The following is a 19,905-nucleotide window of genomic DNA, read 5'->3' on the forward strand; positions in this document are numbered from 1 at the left end:
GCAGGGCCTTCGCAGGAGTGTGAGGAGCGGCCCCGTTACCGCGGCGGCAACACCGGCCGCCTCAGGTCCGGAGCCGTGTCATAAGTAGGCGGCGTAGCCGGCGGGTGCGCATCCAACAGGTCCAAGGCGACCCGCACCGCGTCGTCCAGCACCGCGTGCCGCCCCTCCGCCCAGTCCAGGGGGGTGCGCAGGGCCTCCAGGTCCGGTTCCACGCCGTGGTTCTCCACCGACCAGCCGTACGTGTCGAACCAGGCGGCGTTCATCGGGACCGTGATCACCGTGCCGTCGCCCAGGCGGTGGCGGCCCGTCATGCCGACGACCCCGCCCCAGGTGCGCTGGCCCACCACCGGGCCCAGCTTCAGCAGCCGGAACGCGGCGGTGATCATGTCGCCGTCCGAGGACGTCGCCTCGTCGGCCAGCGCGACCACCGGGCCCCGGGGGGCGTTGGAGGCGTACGAGACGGGCTGGGCGTCTCGGGTGAGGTCCCAGCCGAGGATGGTGCGGGTGAGTTTCTCGATGACCAGTTCGCTGATGTGGCCGCCCGCGTTGCCGCGTACGTCGACGATCAGGGCCGGGCGGGAGACCTCCAGGCGGAGGTCGCGGTTGAACTGGGCCCAGCCGGAGCCGCCCATGTCGGGGATGTGCAGGTAGCCGCAGCGGCCGCCGCTCAGGTCGCGTACGACTTGGCGGCGTTTGGCCACCCAGTCCTGGTAGCGCAGCGGGCGTTCGTCGACCAGCGGGACGATCGCTACGCGGCGGGAGCGGCCTCCGCCCTCGGCGGGGCGGAAGGTCAGCTCGACCGTGGTGCCGCCCGCCGCGGAGAGCAGGGGGTAGGGGCCGGCGACCGGGTCGACCGGGCGGCCGTCGATGTGGGTGAGGACGGCGCCCTCGCGGATGCCCGTACCGGCCAGCGGGGAGCGGGCCTTGGAGTCCGAGGAGTCGCCGGGCAGGATGCGCAGGAGGGTCCATTCGCCGTCCCGGCACGTGAAGTTGGCGCCGAGCAGGCCGATCGCCCGCTGGTAGTGCGGGGGGCCCTCGTTGCGGCGGGCGGGGGAGACGTAGGCGTGGGACGTGCCCAGTTCGCCCAGGACTTCGCGCAGGAGGTCAGCGAACTCGTCGGGGGTAGAGACGCGTTCTACCAGGGGGCGGTACTGGTCGAGGATGGCCGGCCAGTCGATGCCGCACATGTCCGGCTCCCAGAAGTAGGAGCGGATGAGGCGGCCGGCCTCGGCGTACGCCCCTCGCCACTCCGCCGGCGGGTCGGCCTCGTGCAGGATGCGGCGCAGGTCCAGGTAGACCGTGGAGTCGTTGTCGCCGGGCTCGGTCGCGGGTACGGCGCGCAGCTCGCCGTCGTCCATGACGACGAGGCGGGAGGCGTCGCCGCTGACGGCGAACCAGTCGAGGTGGTCGACGAGTTCGGTCTTCTTCGCCTTGGCGATGTTGAAGTACTCCAGGGTCGGGCGTCCCGACATGTCCGCCGGGTTGGCGAACGTCTCGCCGAGCGCGCCGGAGATCGGCCAGCGCAGCCAGACCAGGCCGCCGCCGCTGACCGGGTACAGCGCCGAGTACTTGGAGGCCGAGACCGGGAAGGGAGTGACCCGGCTCTCCAGGCCCTCGAACTCGACGGAGACCGTGGAGCCCTCGGCCGTCTCCGCCTCGTCGGAGTCCACCGGGTCCAGGCCGCCCGCGGCGGGACGGCCGTCGGGGGAGAGGGCGAAGGGGGAGGGCGTCGCCGAGGAGAGCGGGACGAGGTACGGGCGGCAGCCGAGGGGGAAGGAGAGGTCGCCGGTGTGCACGTCGTAGACCGGGTCGAAGCCGCGCCAGGAGAGGAAGGCGAGATAGCGGCCGTCGCCCGTGAAGACGGGGTTCTCGTCCTCGAAGCGGCCGTTGGTGACATCGACGATCGTGGGGGCGCCGGGGCCCTGGATGCGGGCGAGCTTGATCTTGCGCAGCGAGCGGCCGATGCCGGGGTGCGACCAGGTCAGCCAGGCGCCGTCCGGGGAGAACGCCAGATCGCGGACCGGGCCGTTGACGGAGCGGATCAGTTCGGTGGGCTCGCCGGTGGACGTCTCCTCGTCGGTGTCCAGGAGGAGGAGACGGCCGTCGTGGGAGGCGATGGCGAGCCGTTCGCCGTCCGGGTCGGCGATCAGTTCCTGGACCCGGCCGACCCGGCCGGAGGCGAGCCGGCGCGGTACGCGGTCGCCGCTGGCGCGCGGCAGGGAGGCGATCTCGATCGCGTCCTCGCCCTCCGCGTCGGTGACGTACGCGACCTGGCCGCCGCTGCCGAGCATCTCCGGCAGCCGGACGCGGACACCGGGGGTGTCGGCGATGGTGCGGGCGGGGCCGTCGCGGTGGGTGAGCCAGTAGAGGCTGCCGCGTACCGCGACGGCGCTGGCCCGGCCGGTCTCGTCCACGGAGAGGGAGTCGATGTTGCTGGCTGCCGATACCTGGTAGGTACGCCGGCCGGCGCGCGGGCCGCCCAGCCGGACCTCCAGCTTGCGGGGCACGGCGTCGGGCGACCGGAGGTCGTCGACCAGCCACACCTCGCCCGCGCACTGGTAGACGACACGGTGTCCGTCGCTGGAGGCGTGCCGGGCGTAGAACGCGTCGTGGTCGGTGTGGCGGCGCAGGTCGGTGCCGTCGGGGAGGCAGGAGTAGAGGTTGCCGACGCCCTCGTGGTCGGAGAGGAACGCGATGCGGCCGCCGACGAACATCGGGGAGTCGAGGTGCCCGCCGATGTCCGGGAGCAGCCGCTCGCCGTGCAGCCACAGGCGTCCGGTCGCACCGCCGCGGTACCGCTTCCAGGCGGCCGGCTCGTGCGGCGGCTTTCCGGTGAGCAGCAGGGTGCGGCGTTCGCCGTCGATGTCGGCGACGGCGATGTCGGAGACCGGGCCCCAGGGCAGCCGGCCGCCGGGGCTGCCGTCCGTGGGCACGCTGTAGGCCCAGGAGAAGTACGAGAACGGCTGCCGGTGCGAGGACACGGCGAGGATCTGCGCGGCGTCCCCGGGGTCGGGCGTCCAGCCGCAGACCCGGGCGTCGGTCGAGCCCCAGTAGGTGAGCCGGCGGGCCGGGCCGCCGGAGACGGGCGCCAGATGGATCTCCGGGTCGAGGGTGCGCCAGGTCGTGTAGGCGATCCGGGTTCCGTCGGGGGAGAAGCGTGGATGGCTGACTCTGGTGCGGTCGACGGTCACGCGCCAGGCGCGTCCGGGCACCTCGCCCTCGGGGACGAGGGGGGCCACCCAGAGATCGTCCTCCGCGGCGAAGCAGAGCAGATCGTCGTGGAGGTGCGGGAACCGGAGATACGAGACGTCGTCACTCACCCCCCAATGCTTTCCGCGTGAGGGTGCCGCGGCAACTTGTGGTGCGGAACACAAGCGAAACGATTTCGTTTCGCTGGGTGCGCGGGGTACCGTCGATGTGTACGAAACAGTTTCGTTCGATTGACTGACGTACGAATCACCCGAGCTCAGGGAACAGGAGGTCGACCATGGCACGCACACGGCTCACGCCCGAGCGTGAGAGCGAGCTGTACGCCGCCGTGCTCGACCTGCTCCGCGAGGTCGGCTACGACGCCCTCACGATGGACGCCGTCGCCGCGCGTACCCGTTCCAGCAAGGCCACCCTCTACCGCCAGTGGGGGAGCAAGCCCGAGCTCGTCGTCACGGCCATGCGGCACAACAAGCCCGTTTCCCTCAGCGATGTCGACACCGGCTCGCTGCGCGGTGACTTCCACGCCGTCCTGGGCCGTAGTGACGACTGTCAGATGGAGAAGGACTCCGCGCTGATGCGGGGCCTGAGCCATGCCGTCCATGAGAACCCCGATCTTCTGCAGGCCCTGCGTGAGCTGCTGATCGAGCCGGAGATGACCGGTTTCGACCAGCTGCTGCGACGGGCCGTGGACCGAGGGGAAGTGCGTCCGGACAATCCGGCGCTGAAGTACCTGCCTCACATGCTGATCGGCGCGTTCGCCGCCCGGCAGATCGTCGAGGACCGCCCGGTGGACCAGGCGTTCCTCTTCGAATACGTCGACTCCGTGATTCTCCCCGCTCTCGGAGCCTGACCCCGCCGTCCCCACGGCACCCGCCGTCCCCACGGCACCCGCACGGGCGCCGTCCCCACGGCACCCGCACGGCCTCTCCCCAAGCTCCACCTGACACGCCGCTCTCGTCGTCGGGCTGGTTCCTCACGCCCAATTCCACTCGACCTGACCGGGAGTACGCCTCCGTGGCCACATTCCTCTACAAGCTCGGACGGCTCGCCTTCCGGCGCCGCCGCTATGTCGCCCTGATCTGGGTGGCACTGCTGGCGCTCGCCGGATTCGGCGCGGCCTCCGCGTCCACCGCCACCTCCAGCTCCTTCTCGATCCCGGGTACGGAGGCCCAGAAGGCCTTCGACCTGCTGGAACAGCGATTCCCCGCGTCCAGCGCCGACGGCGCGACCGCGCGCATCGTCTTCAAGGCCCCCGAGGGCGAGAAGATGACGGACCCGGCCAACAAGGCCGAGGTCAACAAGATCACCTCCGGGCTGAAGTCGGGCTCGGACCAGATCGCCTCGGTCGTCGACCCGTACGCGGGAAAGGCCGTCTCCAAGGACGGCTCGACCGCGTACATCTCGGTGACGTACAAGGTCAACTCGATGGAGCTGACCGACGCGACCCGGGAGGCCCTGGAGGACTCGGGTGAGGCGGCGCAGAAGAGCGGGATGACCGTGGAGATCGGCGGTGACGCGCTCCAGGTGATGCCGGAGACCGGTGCCACCGAGATCATCGGTATCGCGCTGGCCGCGGTGGTGCTCGTCATCACCTTCGGCTCGCTGATCGCGGCGGGGCTGCCCCTGCTCACCGCACTGATCGGGGTCGGCATCGGCGTCTCGTCGATCACGGCACTGGCCAATGTGCTGGACCTCGGTTCCACCACCTCGACCCTCGCGATGATGATCGGCCTCGCCGTCGGCATCGACTACGCGCTCTTCATCGTCTCCCGCTACCGCGCCGAACTGGCCGAGGGCCGGGAACGCGAGGAGGCGGCCGGCCGTGCGGTCGGCACCGCGGGTTCCGCGGTCGTCTTCGCCGGGCTCACCGTCGTCATCGCCCTGGTCGGCCTCGCGGTCGTCAACATCCCGATGCTGTCGAAGATGGGCTTCGCCGCGGCCGGCACGGTCGCGATCGCCGTCCTGATCGCCCTCACCCTCGTCCCGGCCATGCTGGGCTTCGTGGGCAAGCGGGTCATGGGACGCAAGGCGCGCAAGGCCGCCGAGGCCGAGAACAAGCCCGACGCCAAGCCGAACATGGGCACCCGCTGGGCGCGGTTCGTGCTGCGCAAGCCGGTGTGGGTGCTGCTGGTCGGTGTGATCGGCCTGGGCACGATCGCCGTACCGGCCGCTTCGCTGGAGATGGGTCTGCCGGACGACGGCTCCCAGCCCACCAGCACCACCCAGCGCCGCGCCTACGACCTGCTCTCCGAGGGCTTCGGCCCCGGCTTCAACGGCTCGCTCCTGGTCGTCGTCGACACGGCGAACAGCTCCGACGGCAAGACCGCCGCGAAGCAGGTCGGTGACGAGATCTCCGGCATGAAGGGTGTCGTCGCCGTCACCCCGGCCACCTTCAACAAGGCCGGCGACGCGGCGATGATCACCGTCGTCCCGAAGGACCGGCCGAGCTCCGTCGACACGGAGAACGTGGTCCACGCGATCCGCGACGCGGGCAAGGACATCAAGGCCGACACCGGCGCCGAGGTGCTGGTCACCGGTGCCACCGCGATGAACATCGACTTCTCGCAGAAGATGAACGACGCGCTGCTGCCGTACCTGGCGCTCGTCGTCGGCCTCGCCTTCCTGCTGCTGATGGTGGTCTTCCGGTCGATCCTGGTGCCGCTGAAGGCGGCGCTCGGCTTCCTGCTCTCGGTCGTCGCGGCCCTGGGCGCGGTCGTCGCGGTCTTCCAGTGGGGCTGGCTCAGCGGACTGTTCGGGGTCGAGCAGACCGGTCCGATCATGTCGATGATGCCGATCTTCATGGTGGGTGTGGTCTTCGGTCTCGCGATGGACTACGAGGTCTTCCTCGTGACCCGGATGCGTGAGGCGTACGTCCACGGCGAGAAGCCCGGCCAGGCCATCGTCACCGGCTTCAAGCACGGTGCCCGGGTCGTCACGGCCGCGGCCGTGATCATGATGGCGGTCTTCTCCGGATTCATCGGATCCAGCGAGTCGATGATCAAGATGATCGGCTTCTCGCTCGCCATCGCCGTCTTCTTCGACGCGTTCGTCGTCCGCATGGCCATCGTGCCCGCGGTCCTCGCACTGCTCGGGAAGCGTGCCTGGTGGCTGCCGCGCTGGCTGGACCGGGTGCTGCCCAACGTGGACGTCGAGGGTGAGGGGCTGCGCAAGGAGCTCGCGGACCCCTCCGACGCAGGTCCGGGCGACGCCGGTCCGGACACCGGCGACGAGCGTGAGCTGAGCCGGGTCTGAGCCGGTCGGGCGGCTCGTCCAGGACGAGCCGCTTCATGAGCCGCTGACCTCCGGGGCCGTGTCTGAGCGGAACGCGGCCCCGGAAGCGCCGGTTACCTGTGGGGACGGGGGACCGGAGCGACCAGAGCCCCCGTGTACCAGTGGAATCCACTGGTACACGGGGGCTCTCGGCATGAGGTGGCGGCGGTGGCGGCGGGTGGATCAGGCGCGCGCGGCCTCGGTTCTGGTGGCCCCGCTGTGTGTGCGCCGCAGGAAGCGGATCAGCGGCGCGCTGTCGAACTGCACCACCTCGACGCCGCCCGCGGAATGGTGTTCGACCACGAGCTGGGCCCGGCCGCACGGCCAGATCCGGAAGCTGTCGCGTTCGACGGGGGAGCGCAGTCCGCGCTCCAGCAGATCGCGGGTGACGACCCACTCCGTGCCGCCGGGGAAGGCGACATGGATCGTGTCGGGGACATCGGCGGTGTCGTAACGCAGCTCGACCCTGACCACGGGCAGGTCGCGGGCGTCGGTGACGAGCCGGGCGCGGGCATGTTCTTTGATCACGGGGGACATGGGCCGGCTCCTCCTGTGTATACGTCTTCGTCCTCCAATGTCCCATATTTTCGTAAAAGAGCACGGTGACATGGCTTAGTAGTTGTGACATGGCCGCTCTTGCGAAGGGTTCGCAACAAGGCTCTATCATTGAGAGGTTCATGACCCCGCGCAGCAATGCAGGAACGCAGGAAGCGGAGCCTCCCCCATGCATGTACCCGACGGATTCATCAACGCACCCGTCTCCGCCGTCGCCGGAGTCGTGGCCGCCGGAGCCGTGGCCGTCAGTCTGAAAGGGGCCCGGCGCGAGCTAGGGGGCACCTCCCGCTTGAGCGGAGCCGAGAGTGGGGGAGAGCGCACCGCGCCGCTGGCCGGGCTGGTCGCCGCCTTCATCTTCGCCGTGCAGATGCTGAACTTCCCCGTCGCGGCCGGCACCAGCGGGCACCTGCTCGGCGGGGCACTGGCCGCGATCCTGGTCGGGCCGTACACCGGGATCCTCTGTATATCCGTCGTCCTGCTGATGCAGGGCATCCTCTTCGCCGACGGCGGGCTCACCGCGCTCGGCGTGAACATCCTCGACATGGGCATCGTGACCACCGTCGTCGCGTACGCCCTCTTCCGCGGCCTGGTCGGCGTGCTGCCCCGCACCCGCCGCTCCATGACCGCCGCGTCCTTCGTCGCCGCACTGGTCTCCGTACCGGCCGCCGCCGCCGCGTTCACGCTCCTGTACTGGATCGGCGGCACCACCGACATCCCGATCGGCAAGGTCTTCACCGCGATGGTCGGGGTCCACGTCCTGATCGGCATCGGTGAGGCCGCGATCACCGCGCTGACCGTCGGCGCCGTCATCGCCGTCCGCCCCGACCTGGTCCACGGCGCCCGCGGCCTCACCGCCCCGCTCAAGCTCCGTATCGACGGCGAACTCGTCGACGCCCCCGCCCCCGCCCGCGAGACCGCCGTCGCGCACCGCTCCACCAAGGGCCTGTGGGCCACCGGCCTGGTCACCGCCCTCGTCCTGGCCGGCTTCGTCTCCTTCTACGCCTCCGCCAACCCGGACGGCCTGGAGAAGGTCGCCACCGACCAGGGCATCGACAAGGAGGCCAAGGACCACGCCGCCAAGGACTCCCCGCTCGCCGACTACGGCGTCAAGGACGTCTCCGACGCCCGGCTCTCCGGCGGACTGGCCGGCATCATCGGCGTCGGCGCCACCCTCGTCGTCGGCAGCGGCGCCTTCTACGTGGTCAGCCGCCGCCGTCGTACGGACGACGAGCCCGCGCACAGCGACTCCCGCACCGACGAGAAGGTCTGACATGGGCGCGGGCCACGCACACAAGCTCTACCGGCACGGGCACTCGCCGGTCCACGACCTGCCGCCGCACTGCAAGCTCGCCGCGGTCTTCGCCTTCGTCGTGGTCGTCGTCACCACCCCGCGCGAAGCCGTGTGGGCCTTCGGGCTGTACGCGCTGCTGATCGCGGGCGCCGCCGCCGCGGCCCGTATCCCGGCCGCCTTCCTCCTCAAGCGGCTGCTGATCGAGGTGCCGTTCGTCGCGTTCGCCCTGCTCATGCCGTTCGTCGTACCCGGCGAGCAGACCCAGGTCCTCGGGCTCTCCGTCAGCGTCCCCGGACTCTGGGGCGCCTGGAACGTCCTCGCCAAGGGCACCCTCGGCGTCGCCGCCTCCGTGCTCCTCGCCTCCACCACCGAGCTGCGCTCCCTGCTGCTCGGCCTCCAGCGGCTGAAGCTGCCCCCGCTGCTCGTCCAGATCGCCTCCTTCATGATCCGGTACGGCGATGTGATCACCGACGAGATGCGCCGGATGTCCATCGCCCGCCGCTCACGCGGATTCGAGGCGCGCGGGATCCGGCAGTGGGGTGTCCTCGGCAAGTCGGCGGGCGCCCTGTTCATCCGGTCGTACGAGCGCGGCGAACGCGTCCACCTCGCGATGGTCAGCCGCGGCTACACCGGCTCCATGCCCGTCATCGACGAGGTGACGGCCTCGCGCACCCAGTGGGCGTACGCCTCGGTACTCCCCGTGCTCGCCCTTGTCGTCTGTCTGCTGGGATGGACCGTATGAGCCAGCCCTCCGCCACGTCCGTACCGCCCCCCTCCCTGGAGGTCAGCGGTCTCGCCTACGCCTACCCCGACGGCCACCAGGCGCTCTTCGGCGTCGACCTGACCGTCGCCCGCGGCGAGCGCGTCGCCCTGCTCGGCCCGAACGGCGCCGGCAAGACCACCCTCGTCCTCCACCTCAACGGCATCCTCGACGCCGGAGCCGGCAGCGTCCGGGTCGCCGGGCTCCCCGTCGAGAAGCGCAACCTCGCCGAGATCCGCCGCCGCGTCGGCATCGTCTTCCAGGACCCCGACGACCAGCTCTTCATGCCCACCGTCCGCGAGGACGTCGCCTTCGGGCCCGCCGCCGGCGGAATGCGCGGCGCCGAACTGGAGGAGCGCGTCACCGAAGCGCTCAAGCAGGTCGGCATGGAGGAGTACGCCAACCGGCCGCCGCACCACCTCTCCTTCGGCCAGCGCCGCCGCGTCGCCGTCGCCACGGTCCTCGCCATGCGGCCGGAGATCCTCGTCCTGGACGAGCCCTCCTCCAACCTCGACCCGGCCTCCCGCCGCGAACTCGCCGACATCCTGCGGTCCTTGGACGTCACCGTGCTGATGGTGACGCACGACCTGCCGTACGCCCTGGAGCTCTGCGGCCGCGCGGTCATCCTCAGCGAAGGCGTCATCGCCGCCGACAACCGCACCCAGGACCTCCTGTGCGACGAGGAACTGATGCGCGCCCACCGGCTGGAGCTCCCCTTCGGGTTCGACCCGCGTTCCGTGACGGTGAACATCGGGTGACCCGCCCCTCGTCCGACCTGCGGAGCAATGCACCATGGGGGGATGAGCGGGAGCGCAGGAACAGGCGTGGACGTACGGGGAACGGCGGCGCCCGGATTCGAACCGGTCCGGGATGCTTTCATCCGTAACTTCGAGCAGCGCGGTGACCGTGGGGCAGCGGTCACCGTCTACCGGCACGGGCGCAAGGTCGTCGACCTGTGGGCCGGAACGAGAGACGTCGACGGCGTCGAACCATGGGCCGTCGACACCGTGCAGGTCGTCCGCTCGGCCGGAAAGGGCATTGCCGCCGCCGTCCCGCTGCTGCTGCACCAGCGCGGCCAGATCGACCTGCACGCCCCGGTCGGCACGTACTGGCCGGAGTTCAAGGCGAACGGCAAGGAACGCGTCCTCGTCCGCCACCTCCTCGCCCACCGGGCCGGAATCCCGGCCCTGGACCGGCCGCTGACCCCCGACGAGGCGGCCGACGGGGTGAGCGGTCCGCAGGCGGTCGCCGCGCAGCGCCCCGAGTGGGAGCCCGGTACGGATCACGGCTACCACGCGCAGACCTACAGCTGGCTCGTCGGCGAACTGGTGCGACGCGTCACCGGGCGGACCGTCGGCCGCTGGGTCGCCGAGGAGATCGCCCGCCCGCTCGGCCTGGACTTCTGGTTCGGGATCCCGGCGGACGAGGCGCACCGGGTCGGCCGGATCGGCCCGGTCGAGGCGCCCGCGGGCGACGGCGCGGGCGCGCTGCGGATGCGCCCCAAGCGCTCGGTCGTCGACGCCTACCGCGACCCGGAGTCGCTGACCCGCCGGGCGTTCGGCGCCATCGACCCGTTGCCCGACGAGAACGACCCCGGCTACCGGGCCGCCGAACTCCCCGCGTCCAACGGCACCGCCACCGCCCGCGGCCTGGCCCGCTGTTACGCCGCGATGATAGGCCCGGTCGACGGCCACCGGCTGTTCGCCCCGGCCACCCTCACCCTGGCCCGCACCGAGGAGTCGGCGGGCCCGGACCGGGTCCTGGTCGTCAACACCCGTTTCGGGCTCGGCTACATGCTCCACGGATCGGGCTCCCCGCTCCTCTCCCCGGGCTCCTTCGGGCACCCGGGCCGGGGCGGTTCGCTGGGCTTCGCCGACCCCGAATCCGGCATCGCCTTCGGCTATGTGACGAACGGTCTGCAGAAGGGAGTCACCGCCGATCCCCGTGCCCAGGCGCTGGTACGCGCAGTACGTTCGGCGCTATGACTTCTCCCGCGCTCTCTCGATTCGACGGATACGGCGTTCTCCTCACCGGGGCCGGCCAGGGCATCGGTGCCGCGACCGCCCGCCGGCTGGCCGCCGAGGGCGCCCGCGTCCTGGTCACCGACCTGGACGGCGAGCGGGCGGGGCGCATGGCGGCGGAGATCCGGGAGAGCGGCGGCGAGGCCGAAGCGCTGGCCTGCGACGTGGCCGACCGGGCAGCGGTCGAGGCGGCAGTGGCGCACGCGGTCTCGGTGTTCGGCGGGCTCGACGTACTGGTGAACAACGCCTACGCGTGCACGCCGGACGCCGCGCTCTTCGAGGACGAGCAGGACGAGACCTGGCAGCGCGACCTGGACGTCACGCTCAGCGGCGCCTACCGCTGCTCGCGTGCCGCGCTTCCGCATCTTGCCGCGTCCGGACGGGGTGCGATCGTGAGCATCGGCTCGGTCAACGGGGTGCAGGACTTCGGCAACCACGCCTACAGCGCCGCCAAGGCGGGCCTGGCCAGCCTCACCCGTACGCTCGCGGGCCATGCCGGACCGCGCGGAGTGCGGGTCAACCTGGTCGCGCCCGGCACGATCCGCACCGACGCCTGGGCGGGCCGCGACGCCGAACTGTCCCGGGTCAGGGGCCTCTACCCGCTCGGCCGGGTCGGCGAACCGGAGGACATCGCCGCGGCCGTAGCCTTCCTCGCCTCGCGCGACGCGGCCTGGGTCACCGGCACGACGCTGTGCGTGGACGGCGGGCTCACCGCCGCGAACACGGGCTTCCGGCAGGCGGTCGCGCGGGCTTAGACCGAGACCGTACGCAGACGACACCGGCCCCCCGGGGGCAGTCCCGGGAGGCCGGTGGTCGGACGTACCCGTCCCCTCAGGCGGGTACGCCCAGGTACTGCTCCTGCCGTGTCCCCGCGCTCTCCCGGGTGGCTCCGCGGAAGACCGCCAGCCGGTCCACGGCCAGCACACCCGGACCGGAGAAGACGAGCAGCAGCAGCGTCCAGCAGAAGAAGGCCGCCGCCTCGCCGCCGTTCTGCATGGGCAGCAGTCCCGCCCGCTGGTGGACGTCGAAGTACGCGAACGCCATGGAGCCGGAGCCCACGAGTGCGGCCGTTCTCGTACCGAGGCCGAGCAGCACCAGGGTGCCGCCGGCCAGTTGGATGACGGCCGCGTACCACCCCGGCCAGGTGCCCGCGGAGAGCATCGGCCTGCTGAGCACGCCGAAGAGCGACGCGACGCCATGGCAGGTGAAGAGCAGTCCGACGACGATCCGGAACAGACTGAGCGCGTAGGGCTGAGCCCGCCCGAGGCGCGTGACCATCATGAGTGCCCGCCTCCTGTCAGCTGTAGACGCCGAACTCGTAGAGCGAGTAGCCGTAACCGGAGCCGCGCGCCGTGCCGTTGATCCGCACGTAGCGGCCGGTGCCGTTGACGTCGATGTCGTCGATGTCGCCGTTGCCGTCGGTCACCGACTTCACCGTGTTCCAGTTCTGTCCGTCATCGGACGTCTGGATGTCGTACGCCTTGCCGAACGCCGGGTCCCAGGCGAGCTGGACGTGCTTGAACGTCGTCGAGGCGCCCAGGTCGACCTGGAGCCACTGCGGGTCGCTCCAGTCACTGGCCCAGCGGGTGTCGAACTTGCCGTCCACCGCGTTGGCCGCACCGCACGGGCAGCCGCCGGTCGGGTCGGTCTGGGAGGTGGACGCGGTGGCGGTCTTGCCCTGGGACACGTTCGTCCCGTCCACCTTCGGGGGGATGACCTTGATGGACTTGGTCTCGATGCCCTCGTTGCCCTTGCCGTCGGTGGCCTTCACATAGACCTTGTAGACGCCCGTCTTGCTCGGCGCCTTCGCGGTCAGGGTGCCGTCGCCGTTGTCCTTGGTCTCGGCCGGGACCAGCGCCTTGTTCTGGTCGATGTAGTTGCTGCTGAAGAGGACCTGGTAGGTGATCGCGTCGCCGTCGGGGTCACTGGTGCGGGTGCTGATCCTGACATCGCCCCCGGTGGGGACGCCGGTGGTGGCACCTTCCACCGCCATGTCCGTGATCACCGGCGGGGTGTTGTCGCCGGAGGTGTCGGCCCCGTAGGCCTTCTTCACGGCGTAGTACGAGAGCCGCTTCTCGCCGCCGGGCAGCAGGTTGAACCAGACGCCGCCGAAGTCGTCCTCGACGCCGTAGTGGAACATCGTGGCGCCGAGCGCCACCCCGGTGTGCCCGGTGATGCAGCCCCAGGCCTTCTGGTAGCCCTCGGCCTTGGCGACGTCGGTCGGCTCGGTCGGGACGCCGTTCGCGTCGTCGTCGACCTCCCACTCACCGGCCGGACCGGTCTCGGTGACGATGTAGGGCTTGTCGTAACCGCCCTGCTCCCAGTCGGACTTGATGTTGCACACCGCGTTGTAGGCGTTGACGGCGTACAGGTCGAGGTCGGGGGCGTTCTTCTTGTAGTACGGCCAGGCGCCGGTCCAGGCGTCGGTCGAGGTCACCGGGTGGTTGGGGTCGACCGCGTGGATCTTCTTCGCGACCTCGTTGACGAAGGTGGTGTACGCGTTGCGCTGGGCCTCCAGCTCGTCACCGCCGTAACAGTTCTGGAGGCCGAGCGTGGACTCGTTGCCGACGTTCCACATCAGCACGCCGGGGTTGTCCTTGTAGGTGTCGACCCACTTGGGGAACTCGGCGAGCATGTTGTTCTTGTACTCGGTGTCCGTCAGGTAGTTGACGCAGCCGCCCGCGCCGGGGCCGCCGCCCGGCTGGAGCCAGAAGCCGGCGATCACCTTGATGCCGTTGGCCGCCGCCGTGTCGAAGAGCGGCTTGCTGGTGGCGTCGGTGCCCCAGGTGCGGATGGTGTTGACGCCCATGGACTTCACGTCGGGCATGTACTTTGCGGCGTCGGCGACCGAGGGGCCCCAGGTGAGGCCCTTGACCGTATACGGCGAACCGTCCACGGTCAGCTGCCAGTTGCCCTGCGAACCGGTGACCTTCACGACGTTGCCGGCCGCCTGGGCGGCGGGCGCCTGCACGGCGAGCAGACCGCCGCCGAGCAGGGCCGCCGCCGCGAGCGGCGCCACCAGACGCTTGGCCCTGCGTGTGGGGGGATGGTGCATGAGGTTGCTCCTTGCGGGTGGGGAGTGAGTGACGTACGCGATCTTGGAGAGCGCTCTCCAAGGCGGCCCGAAAAAGGGCCCGCGTCCGGTGGGGGTAGGGGTTGTGCGGGGTTGTGCGGGGTTGTGCGGGCTGTTCAGGCCGTACGTGTTGTACGGGCCGTACGGGCCGTACGGGTTGTACTTGCTGTACGGACTACGGCAGTTCGTAGTTCTCGTCGAGCACGGCGCCGGCTGCGGGGTGGTTCTCGTCGTAGCCGTGCGGGTCGCACTGCAGGCCGCCCTTGACGCAGTGGGTGACCATCGCGTCGAGCGTGGCGGCGTCCCAGCCGTTCATGAAGTCGTAGTGGAAGGAGAATCCGGCACCGCTCGCCAGCTTCACCTTCGACATGTCACCGTTGACCGGCCAGGCCATCTTGAACTCGATCATCGGCAGGGCGACGGGGTGGTCGGCCGGGCAGGAGTTGTAGTTGGCGCCCCCCGCGACCGGGTATGCCATGTGACTCTTGTGGTCGGGCGTGTCCAGGTGGATGCCGTCCCAGCAACTGGGCGCCTGGAGACGCAGGTTGAGCTGGACGTCCTGCCGGTCGGGGCAGGTCGCCGGGAAGTCGTAGTTCTTGAACGACTCGCCGCACTCCCAGCCCTCGACGGTGCCCTTGAGGTTCTTGAACTCGTCCTGCGTCTGCATCGGGCTGCCGACGACGTACCGCAGTCCCCTCGGGAAGGGCCGCACGCTGCGGTAGTCGGTGACGCCCGACTTGTAGTAGATGGTCTGGGCGCCTTCGGGGAGAACCTTCGTGTCCCCGTTGAACAGGCTCGGCATCCAGTACCCGGACTTGTCGCCCGGGGCCAGGCAGGTGGTGTCACCCGCCTCCAGTGAGGCGGTGGTGGTGTTGGCGTTCGTGGTGGTGTTGCCCATGAACGTGTGGTCATGGGACTTGCCCGGCTGCCCCGGGTAGACGATCGGGTCGTCCGGAGCGCTGTGCGTCGGGGCGCACTTGGCCTGGAACTCGTGGAAGTACGCCGACGGCGGTACCTCCGTCGAGGGGGTGACCCCGGTGACCGGGGGGTCGGCCATGATGTAGCCGTCGCCGTCCGGGTCGTCGCCCGATGCCTGGGTGGACGCGGGCATGCCGGGCATCCCGGGCATGGAGTACGCGGCGTTGTGCGCGGTGTGCGTGCCCGCCGCCGCGGCCGGCGTCTCGGGGGAAGCGTTCGCTGTCGCCGCGATCCCGGCGATCCCTGCCGTGGTCAGGGTCAGCGAGGTGAACAAGAGCAGTCCGGTGAGGGTTCTCGACCTCCGTGGCATGGAGACCTCCTGCTGCGTCGTGGGGGCGTGCATGGAGTTGGGAGAGCGCTCTCCCAACTCGGAGTGTTCCGCCCCTGACAAGAGCGTGTCAATAGTTGGTTAACGATGGCCGTCGTGCGTGAAGTGGGTGGGGCGCGGTGGGCCGGCGGGGGAGTTGCCGTGTGACCTGCGAGGAGGTCCACGAGATGCTCAACTCACGTGCAGCGTGAACCTGGTGCCGGCCGGTGGGTTGGCTGCGGGGGCCATCGGCGAACTGGATCGTGCGGACGTGCGCGTGTCGCGTCCAGGTGGAGCAGGCCGCTGAAGTCTGCCCGGTCCGAGGCGGTCAGGAGGCGGTCAGGGGAATCTCGTCGCCCGTGGACGTGGTGGCCAGCAGGACGAGGTCGGCCTCCAGGGCGCGAAGGTAGCGGCGGAGCTGGCGCTGGCTGATCTCCTGAACGGGAAGGCGCTCCAGGCGGGAGACGTTGGGCTGGGCCGTACCCATCCGTGTCGCGACCTCGGCCTGGGTCAGGCCGGTCTGTTCCCGCAGTTCGGCGAGCTTCATGCGTCACCGATCTTCCCGTACCGGCGAAAGGCGCTGGTGTCGATGCTCCAGGCTCCGAAGCGGACGATGTCCCCGAAGATGTACGGCTCGCGGTTCCGGTACGCGCCGTGGCAGGGATCGTCATACACCGCGATCGTGCCGTCCCTCGGGTCCACGATCAAATACAGGCCGATCTTCATGGCCGGGTAGTCGGCCATCTTCTCGACGTAGTCATTGCTCGGGTTCGACTTCGAGACCACCTCGACACAGGCCAGCACCTCATCCGGGGCGAGTGAGTCCCGATCGGAATCCAGTGCGCTCTCTTCGCACACCAGCACGTCCGGGCGGCGCATGCGGCCGACCCGCGGGTCCTCGACTTCGGGCCCGGTCTCGGCGATCCACCCCGGATGCGTCGAGGTGATCTGCTGATTGATCTGATCCCTGATCCGGCCCGCGATCCGCTCGTGCCGGTTGACCGGGCTCATCATGGCCATGACGGGACCGCCCGCACCGATCTCCACGCTCCAGGAGCCCTCCAGATGCTGGGCATACTCGGAAAGCTCGTCGGCGACCTTCCGCATCCACGCATAGCCCAGGCTCATGCCTAAAGTATATCAAAAATCATATGCTCTCTCCGGTCGCCGTATCGTCGCCGCCCGCCGTGCTCAACTCGTATGCAGCATCAGCCCGATCCCCACCACCATCAGCCCCGCAGCCGCGATCCGCGGTGCGCCGAATCGTTCCTTGAAGAACACCGTCCCGATCGCCGCGCCCACGATGATCGACGACTCCCGCAGCGCCGCCACCGGGGCGAGCGCCGCCCGGGTCTGGGCCCACAGGACGAGGCCGTACGCCGTCACCGACAGGGCCGCGCCGAGCAGGCCGCGTACCGCGTACGGGCGGAGCTGGGCGGGGAGGGCGGAGCGGCGGCGGTAGAGGGCGTAGAGGGGGATCGCGACGCCCTCCAGGATCATCAGCCAGGCGATGTAGCCGAGCGAGCTCCCGGAGGCGCGTACGCCGACGCCGTCCACCGTCGTGTAGCCGGCGATGGCGAGACCGGTCGCCAGTGCGGCCAGGATCGCCGGCCACTGCGGGCGTTTGCCGGCGCCGCGGATGCCCCAGAGGGCCAGTCCGACCAGGCCTGCCGAGGCGACCGCGACGCCCGCCGTGGCCCAGCCGTCCGGGTGTTCGCCCACGAAGACGGCGGCGAGGACGGTGACCACGAGCGGGGCGGTGCCGCGGGCGATCGGGTACATCTGGCCGAAGTCGCCGAGCGTGAACGACCGCATCAGCAGCAGCATGTACACCACGTGCAGGGCTGCGGACGCGATCAGGTACGGCCAGGCGTCCGTGGCCGGGAACGGGACGAAGAGGGCGGCGGCCGCGCCGATCAGCAGGCCGCCGCCGGAGATCAGGGTGAAGGACAGCAGCTGGTCCTTGATCGCGTGCGCGATGGCGTTCCAGCCGGCGTGCGTGAAGGCGGCCGTCAGGACGGCTATGGCGACCAGCGGCGTCACTTGGTCTGCTCGCGTACGTCCACCACGGTGCCGCCGGCGTGCCCGATCAGCGTCTGCGGGTCGAGCGGGAAGACCGTGTACGGGGTGCCGGCCGCCGCCCACACCGTCGCGTGCGCGAGCAGCCCGCGGTCGGCGAGGACCCGGGTCCTGGTGCGGTGCCCGAAGGGCGGCACGCCGCCGATCGCGTAACCGGTGGCCTCCCGGACCACGTCCGCGCCCGGCCGCCGTACCTTCGCCGCCCCCAACTCCTGCCGTACGAGCTCCACATCGACGCGCGAGGAGCCGTCCATCAGGACCAGTACCGGTACCCCGTCGGCCTCGAAGATCAACGACTTGACGATCTCGCCGAGCTCGCAGCCGAGGGCGGCCGCTGCCTCGGCCGCGGTCCGGGTGGCCTCCGGGAAGCGGCGGATCTCGACGTCGAGTCCGAGCTCGCGCAGGGCCTCGGCGAATCGGGGGTGGGCGGCCGAGGTGTCGTTGCCCGTCGGGGCGGGGGCGTCTGAAGTACTCATGATCTGCACGCTATCGGCCGTGGTGCGGGGCGTGCGATCGGGTTTGCGGGACGGCACGGCAAGGGCCTCCGCCGCAGATGCGGCGGAGGCCCTTGCCGTGCCGGTCGGTACGTCTACCGCCCCGCGCGCAGGACCGCGGCGACGAGCGGGCCGGCCGCGTCGCCGCCGTGGCCGCCGGACTGGACGACCGCCGCTGCCGCGAGGTCGTCGCTGAAACCGGTGAACCAGCTGTTGGACTTCCCCTGCCCGTCCACCTCGGCCGAGCCGGTCTTGGCCCCCTTGTCGCCGAGGACCGAGGACATGGCCGCCTTGCCGGTGCCCCAGGAGGCGGTGGCCCGCATCATGTCGGTCAGCTGGCCGGTGACGTTCGGCGACAGCGAACGGGAAGCGGTGACGAGCCGGCGGCCGTCCAGGCTGCTCGGTACGAGGACCGGCTGGCGGAAGGTGCCGGTGCGGGCGGTCGCGGTGATCGACGCCATGTTGAGCGCGTTCATCGTCACCGTGCCCTGGCCGATGTACTGGGCCGCCGCCACGCCACCGGTCGCCTCGGGCACGCTGCCGTCGACGGAGGTGACGCCGGTCTTCCATACCAGGCCGATCCCGAAGACGTCCCGGGCCTCCTTGCCGAGTGCCGCGTCGTCCTTCGTGTCGTCGATCAGCTTGATGAAGGCCGTGTTGCAGGACTGGGCGAAGCTGGAGGTGAACGTGTTCGTCGGCGGGAGCGAGAAGTACTTCAGGTTGTGGAACGTCGTTCCCTGGTAGAGCACTTCCTTGGGGCACTCGACGGGGCTGTTCGCGGAGGCGAGCCCCTTCTCGATGAGCAGCGCGGCGGTCACGATCTTCATCGTGGAGCCCGGCGCCTGTGCGCCCTGCATCGCCGCGTTGAAGCCGTTCGCCGGGTTGTTGGCCACCGCGCGGATCTCGCCGGTGGACGGTTTCACCGCCACCACCGAAGCCCCGCTGAACTGCTTGACCGCGGTTTCGGCCGCCGCCTGGGCCTTCGCGTCCAGGGTGGTCGGCACCCTGCCCGGCTTCCCCTTGACCAGGGTCAGCAGCGTCTTGTCCACACCGTCGGCGTTCGCGCTGTTGATCCAGGTCTCGATGCCGACGGTGCCGCCGGCCTTCGCGCTGTACCGCTTGCGCAGCTCGTCCAGAATGCCGCCGAGCGACGGGTACTTCTCCTTGGTGAGCACGTTGCCGTTGCGGTCGACCGCCTCGATCGACGCGGTCTCCGACTCGCCCGTCTCCAGCGACTCGCCCTTGCCCAGGTCCGGATGGATGACGGAGGGGAGCCAGTCGACGAGCGGGCGGCCCGTGGTCAGGCCGCGTACGACGGTGAGTTCGGAGGAGTACGTCCAGGGCTTCGTCTTCCCCTCGTACGAGACGGTCGCCTTGACCGTGTACGGCACCTTCGAGCCGGTCGCCGGGCCGGCGGTGATCACGGCCTCGGTGACATGGGCCGAGTCGCTGTAGCCGATCAGTGCGGGTTCGGCGTCGCCCTTGTTGTTGGTGAGATCGGCTGCGACGGCCGCATCGCCCTTCGCCCATGCGGCGAGGAACGCCTTCGACGTCTCGGCGATCTCGTCCTTGGTGACCGGCCCCGTCTTCACCTCGGCCGAGGTGGCCTTGGTGTCCGTGCCGCCCCCGACCCCGCTGTCGCCGAGCCCGTCCAGGACGTTGTAGGCCCCGTAGCCCACCCCGCCGACCACGACCGCGAACACTCCGCCGACCACGGCGACCTTCACTCCACTGCGCATCCCTGCAGTCCCCCTCCCCAGGAGGCCCCCTTGAACGTGTTCAAGGGGGCTGTTCCCTGCACGTTACGGGACTGCCGTGACAGTGGGGCCGGTTGTTATCGGAATGCGATCCGCCGCGGCATGGGAGA

The 19,905-nt window shown here is 70.4% G+C and carries 17 protein-coding genes; 7 read left to right on the top strand and 10 right to left on the bottom strand.

Annotated features, from left to right (window positions below; all coding sequences use genetic code 11):
* Nucleotides 1-35: 35 nt before the first annotated feature.
* Entirely contained in the window at nt 36-3,320 is a 3,285-nt protein-coding gene (locus OG912_RS20830; protein WP_327710687.1) for a S41 family peptidase, read from the bottom strand.
* A 167-nt stretch (nt 3,321-3,487) separates the two neighbouring features.
* Between OG912_RS20830 and OG912_RS20835 the strand changes: the two genes are divergently transcribed.
* Together OG912_RS20835 and OG912_RS20840 are read left to right on the top strand one after the other, a co-directional pair.
* Nucleotides 3,488-4,060, top strand: coding sequence for a TetR/AcrR family transcriptional regulator (locus OG912_RS20835; RefSeq protein WP_327710688.1), 573 nt, complete (start codon nt 3,488-3,490; stop codon nt 4,058-4,060).
* A 164-nt stretch (nt 4,061-4,224) separates the two neighbouring features.
* Nucleotides 4,225-6,462 (top strand): MMPL family transporter, encoded by a 2,238-nt coding sequence (locus OG912_RS20840; RefSeq protein WP_327710689.1) that lies wholly within the window; start codon nt 4,225-4,227, stop codon nt 6,460-6,462.
* A 201-nt stretch (nt 6,463-6,663) separates the two neighbouring features.
* On the opposite strand, the gene OG912_RS20845 is transcribed toward OG912_RS20840, so the two are convergent.
* Nucleotides 6,664-7,017, bottom strand: coding sequence for an SsgA family sporulation/cell division regulator (locus OG912_RS20845; RefSeq protein ID WP_327710690.1), 354 nt, complete (start codon nt 7,015-7,017; stop codon nt 6,664-6,666).
* Nucleotides 7,018-7,204: 187 nt separating this feature from the next.
* On the opposite strand from OG912_RS20845, the gene OG912_RS20850 reads away from it, so the two are divergent.
* The 5 genes from OG912_RS20850 to OG912_RS20870 all read left to right on the top strand — a co-directional run bounded on the left by OG912_RS20850 (nt 7,205) and on the right by OG912_RS20870 (nt 11,862).
* Nucleotides 7,205-8,305, top strand: coding sequence for an energy-coupling factor ABC transporter permease (locus tag OG912_RS20850; protein WP_327710691.1), 1,101 nt, complete (start codon nt 7,205-7,207; stop codon nt 8,303-8,305).
* A gap of 1 nt (nt 8,306) precedes the next feature.
* The gene (cbiQ, locus tag OG912_RS20855) at nt 8,307-9,068 is read left to right on the top strand and encodes a cobalt ECF transporter T component CbiQ (protein WP_326736676.1); all 762 of its coding nucleotides are present in this window, start codon (nt 8,307-8,309) and stop codon (nt 9,066-9,068) included.
* Entirely contained in the window at nt 9,065-9,844 is a 780-nt protein-coding gene (locus OG912_RS20860; RefSeq protein ID WP_327710692.1) for an energy-coupling factor ABC transporter ATP-binding protein, read from the top strand. The genes cbiQ and OG912_RS20860 overlap by 4 nt, the downstream gene beginning before the upstream one ends.
* Nucleotides 9,845-9,910: 66 nt before the next feature.
* Nucleotides 9,911-11,071 carry a serine hydrolase domain-containing protein gene (locus OG912_RS20865; RefSeq protein WP_326740639.1) on the top strand — a complete coding sequence of 387 codons (1,161 nt, stop codon included), beginning with the start codon at nt 9,911-9,913 and terminating at the stop codon, nt 11,069-11,071.
* The gene (locus tag OG912_RS20870) at nt 11,068-11,862 is read left to right on the top strand and encodes an SDR family NAD(P)-dependent oxidoreductase (RefSeq protein WP_327710694.1); all 795 of its coding nucleotides are present in this window, start codon (nt 11,068-11,070) and stop codon (nt 11,860-11,862) included. Before OG912_RS20865 ends, OG912_RS20870 begins: the two co-directional genes overlap by 4 nt.
* A gap of 76 nt (nt 11,863-11,938) precedes the next feature.
* Here the strand turns inward: OG912_RS20870 and OG912_RS20875 are convergent, their stop codons facing one another.
* The 8 genes from OG912_RS20875 to OG912_RS20910 form a co-directional block, all read right to left on the bottom strand.
* Entirely contained in the window at nt 11,939-12,385 is a 447-nt protein-coding gene (locus OG912_RS20875) for a DoxX family protein (protein ID WP_327713493.1), read from the bottom strand.
* Between the two features lie 19 nt (nt 12,386-12,404).
* Complete coding sequence (locus OG912_RS20880; protein WP_327710695.1) at nt 12,405-14,162, bottom strand: discoidin domain-containing protein; 1,758 nt, start codon at nt 14,160-14,162, stop codon at nt 12,405-12,407.
* A gap of 193 nt (nt 14,163-14,355) precedes the next feature.
* On the bottom strand, nt 14,356-15,468 hold the full coding sequence (locus tag OG912_RS20885; RefSeq protein ID WP_327710696.1) for a DUF1996 domain-containing protein: 1,113 nt from the start codon (nt 15,466-15,468) through the stop codon (nt 14,356-14,358).
* A gap of 325 nt (nt 15,469-15,793) precedes the next feature.
* Complete coding sequence (locus OG912_RS20890) at nt 15,794-16,012, bottom strand: XRE family transcriptional regulator (RefSeq protein WP_327710697.1); 219 nt, start codon at nt 16,010-16,012, stop codon at nt 15,794-15,796.
* Complete coding sequence (locus tag OG912_RS20895) at nt 16,009-16,593, bottom strand: Uma2 family endonuclease (RefSeq protein WP_327710698.1); 585 nt, start codon at nt 16,591-16,593, stop codon at nt 16,009-16,011. Before OG912_RS20895 ends, OG912_RS20890 begins: the two co-directional genes overlap by 4 nt.
* A 63-nt stretch (nt 16,594-16,656) precedes the next feature.
* A complete protein-coding gene (locus tag OG912_RS20900) occupies nt 16,657-17,508 on the bottom strand; it encodes an EamA family transporter (protein WP_327710699.1) in 852 nt (283 codons plus the stop codon).
* Nucleotides 17,505-18,020: a YbaK/EbsC family protein gene (locus tag OG912_RS20905; protein ID WP_327710700.1), complete on the bottom strand. Its 516-nt coding sequence runs from the start codon at nt 18,018-18,020 to the stop codon at nt 17,505-17,507. The genes OG912_RS20900 and OG912_RS20905 overlap by 4 nt, the downstream gene beginning before the upstream one ends.
* A gap of 113 nt (nt 18,021-18,133) precedes the next feature.
* Nucleotides 18,134-19,777: a penicillin-binding transpeptidase domain-containing protein gene (locus tag OG912_RS20910; protein ID WP_327710701.1), complete on the bottom strand. Its 1,644-nt coding sequence runs from the start codon at nt 19,775-19,777 to the stop codon at nt 18,134-18,136.
* Between the last annotated feature and the right edge of the window lie 128 nt (nt 19,778-19,905).

Origin of the sequence: Streptomyces sp. NBC_00464, assembly GCF_036013915.1 — a bacterium.
Lineage (GTDB): Bacteria > Actinomycetota > Actinomycetes > Streptomycetales > Streptomycetaceae > Streptomyces.

Bases quoted from the DNA above. Each gene is read 5' to 3' on its own strand.
- OG912_RS20910 (WP_327710701.1), bottom strand. From the start codon at position 19,777: ATGCGCAGTGGAGTGAAGGTCGCCGTGGTCGGCGGAGTGTTCGCGGTC.
- OG912_RS20850 (WP_327710691.1), top strand. From the start codon at position 7,205: ATGCATGTACCCGACGGATTCATCAACGCACCCGTCTCCGCCGTCGCC.
- OG912_RS20905 (WP_327710700.1), bottom strand. From the start codon at position 18,020: ATGAGTACTTCAGACGCCCCCGCCCCGACGGGCAACGACACCTCGGCC.
- OG912_RS20835 (WP_327710688.1), top strand. From the start codon at position 3,488: ATGGCACGCACACGGCTCACGCCCGAGCGTGAGAGCGAGCTGTACGCC.
- OG912_RS20875 (WP_327713493.1), bottom strand. From the start codon at position 12,385: ATGGTCACGCGCCTCGGGCGGGCTCAGCCCTACGCGCTCAGTCTGTTC.
- OG912_RS20845 (WP_327710690.1), bottom strand. From the start codon at position 7,017: ATGTCCCCCGTGATCAAAGAACATGCCCGCGCCCGGCTCGTCACCGAC.
- cbiQ (WP_326736676.1), top strand. From the start codon at position 8,307: ATGGGCGCGGGCCACGCACACAAGCTCTACCGGCACGGGCACTCGCCG.
- OG912_RS20895 (WP_327710698.1), bottom strand. From the start codon at position 16,593: ATGAGCCTGGGCTATGCGTGGATGCGGAAGGTCGCCGACGAGCTTTCC.
- OG912_RS20885 (WP_327710696.1), bottom strand. From the start codon at position 15,468: ATGCCACGGAGGTCGAGAACCCTCACCGGACTGCTCTTGTTCACCTCG.
- OG912_RS20880 (WP_327710695.1), bottom strand. From the start codon at position 14,162: ATGCACCATCCCCCCACACGCAGGGCCAAGCGTCTGGTGGCGCCGCTC.
- OG912_RS20860 (WP_327710692.1), top strand. From the start codon at position 9,065: ATGAGCCAGCCCTCCGCCACGTCCGTACCGCCCCCCTCCCTGGAGGTC.
- OG912_RS20870 (WP_327710694.1), top strand. From the start codon at position 11,068: ATGACTTCTCCCGCGCTCTCTCGATTCGACGGATACGGCGTTCTCCTC.
- OG912_RS20890 (WP_327710697.1), bottom strand. From the start codon at position 16,012: ATGAAGCTCGCCGAACTGCGGGAACAGACCGGCCTGACCCAGGCCGAG.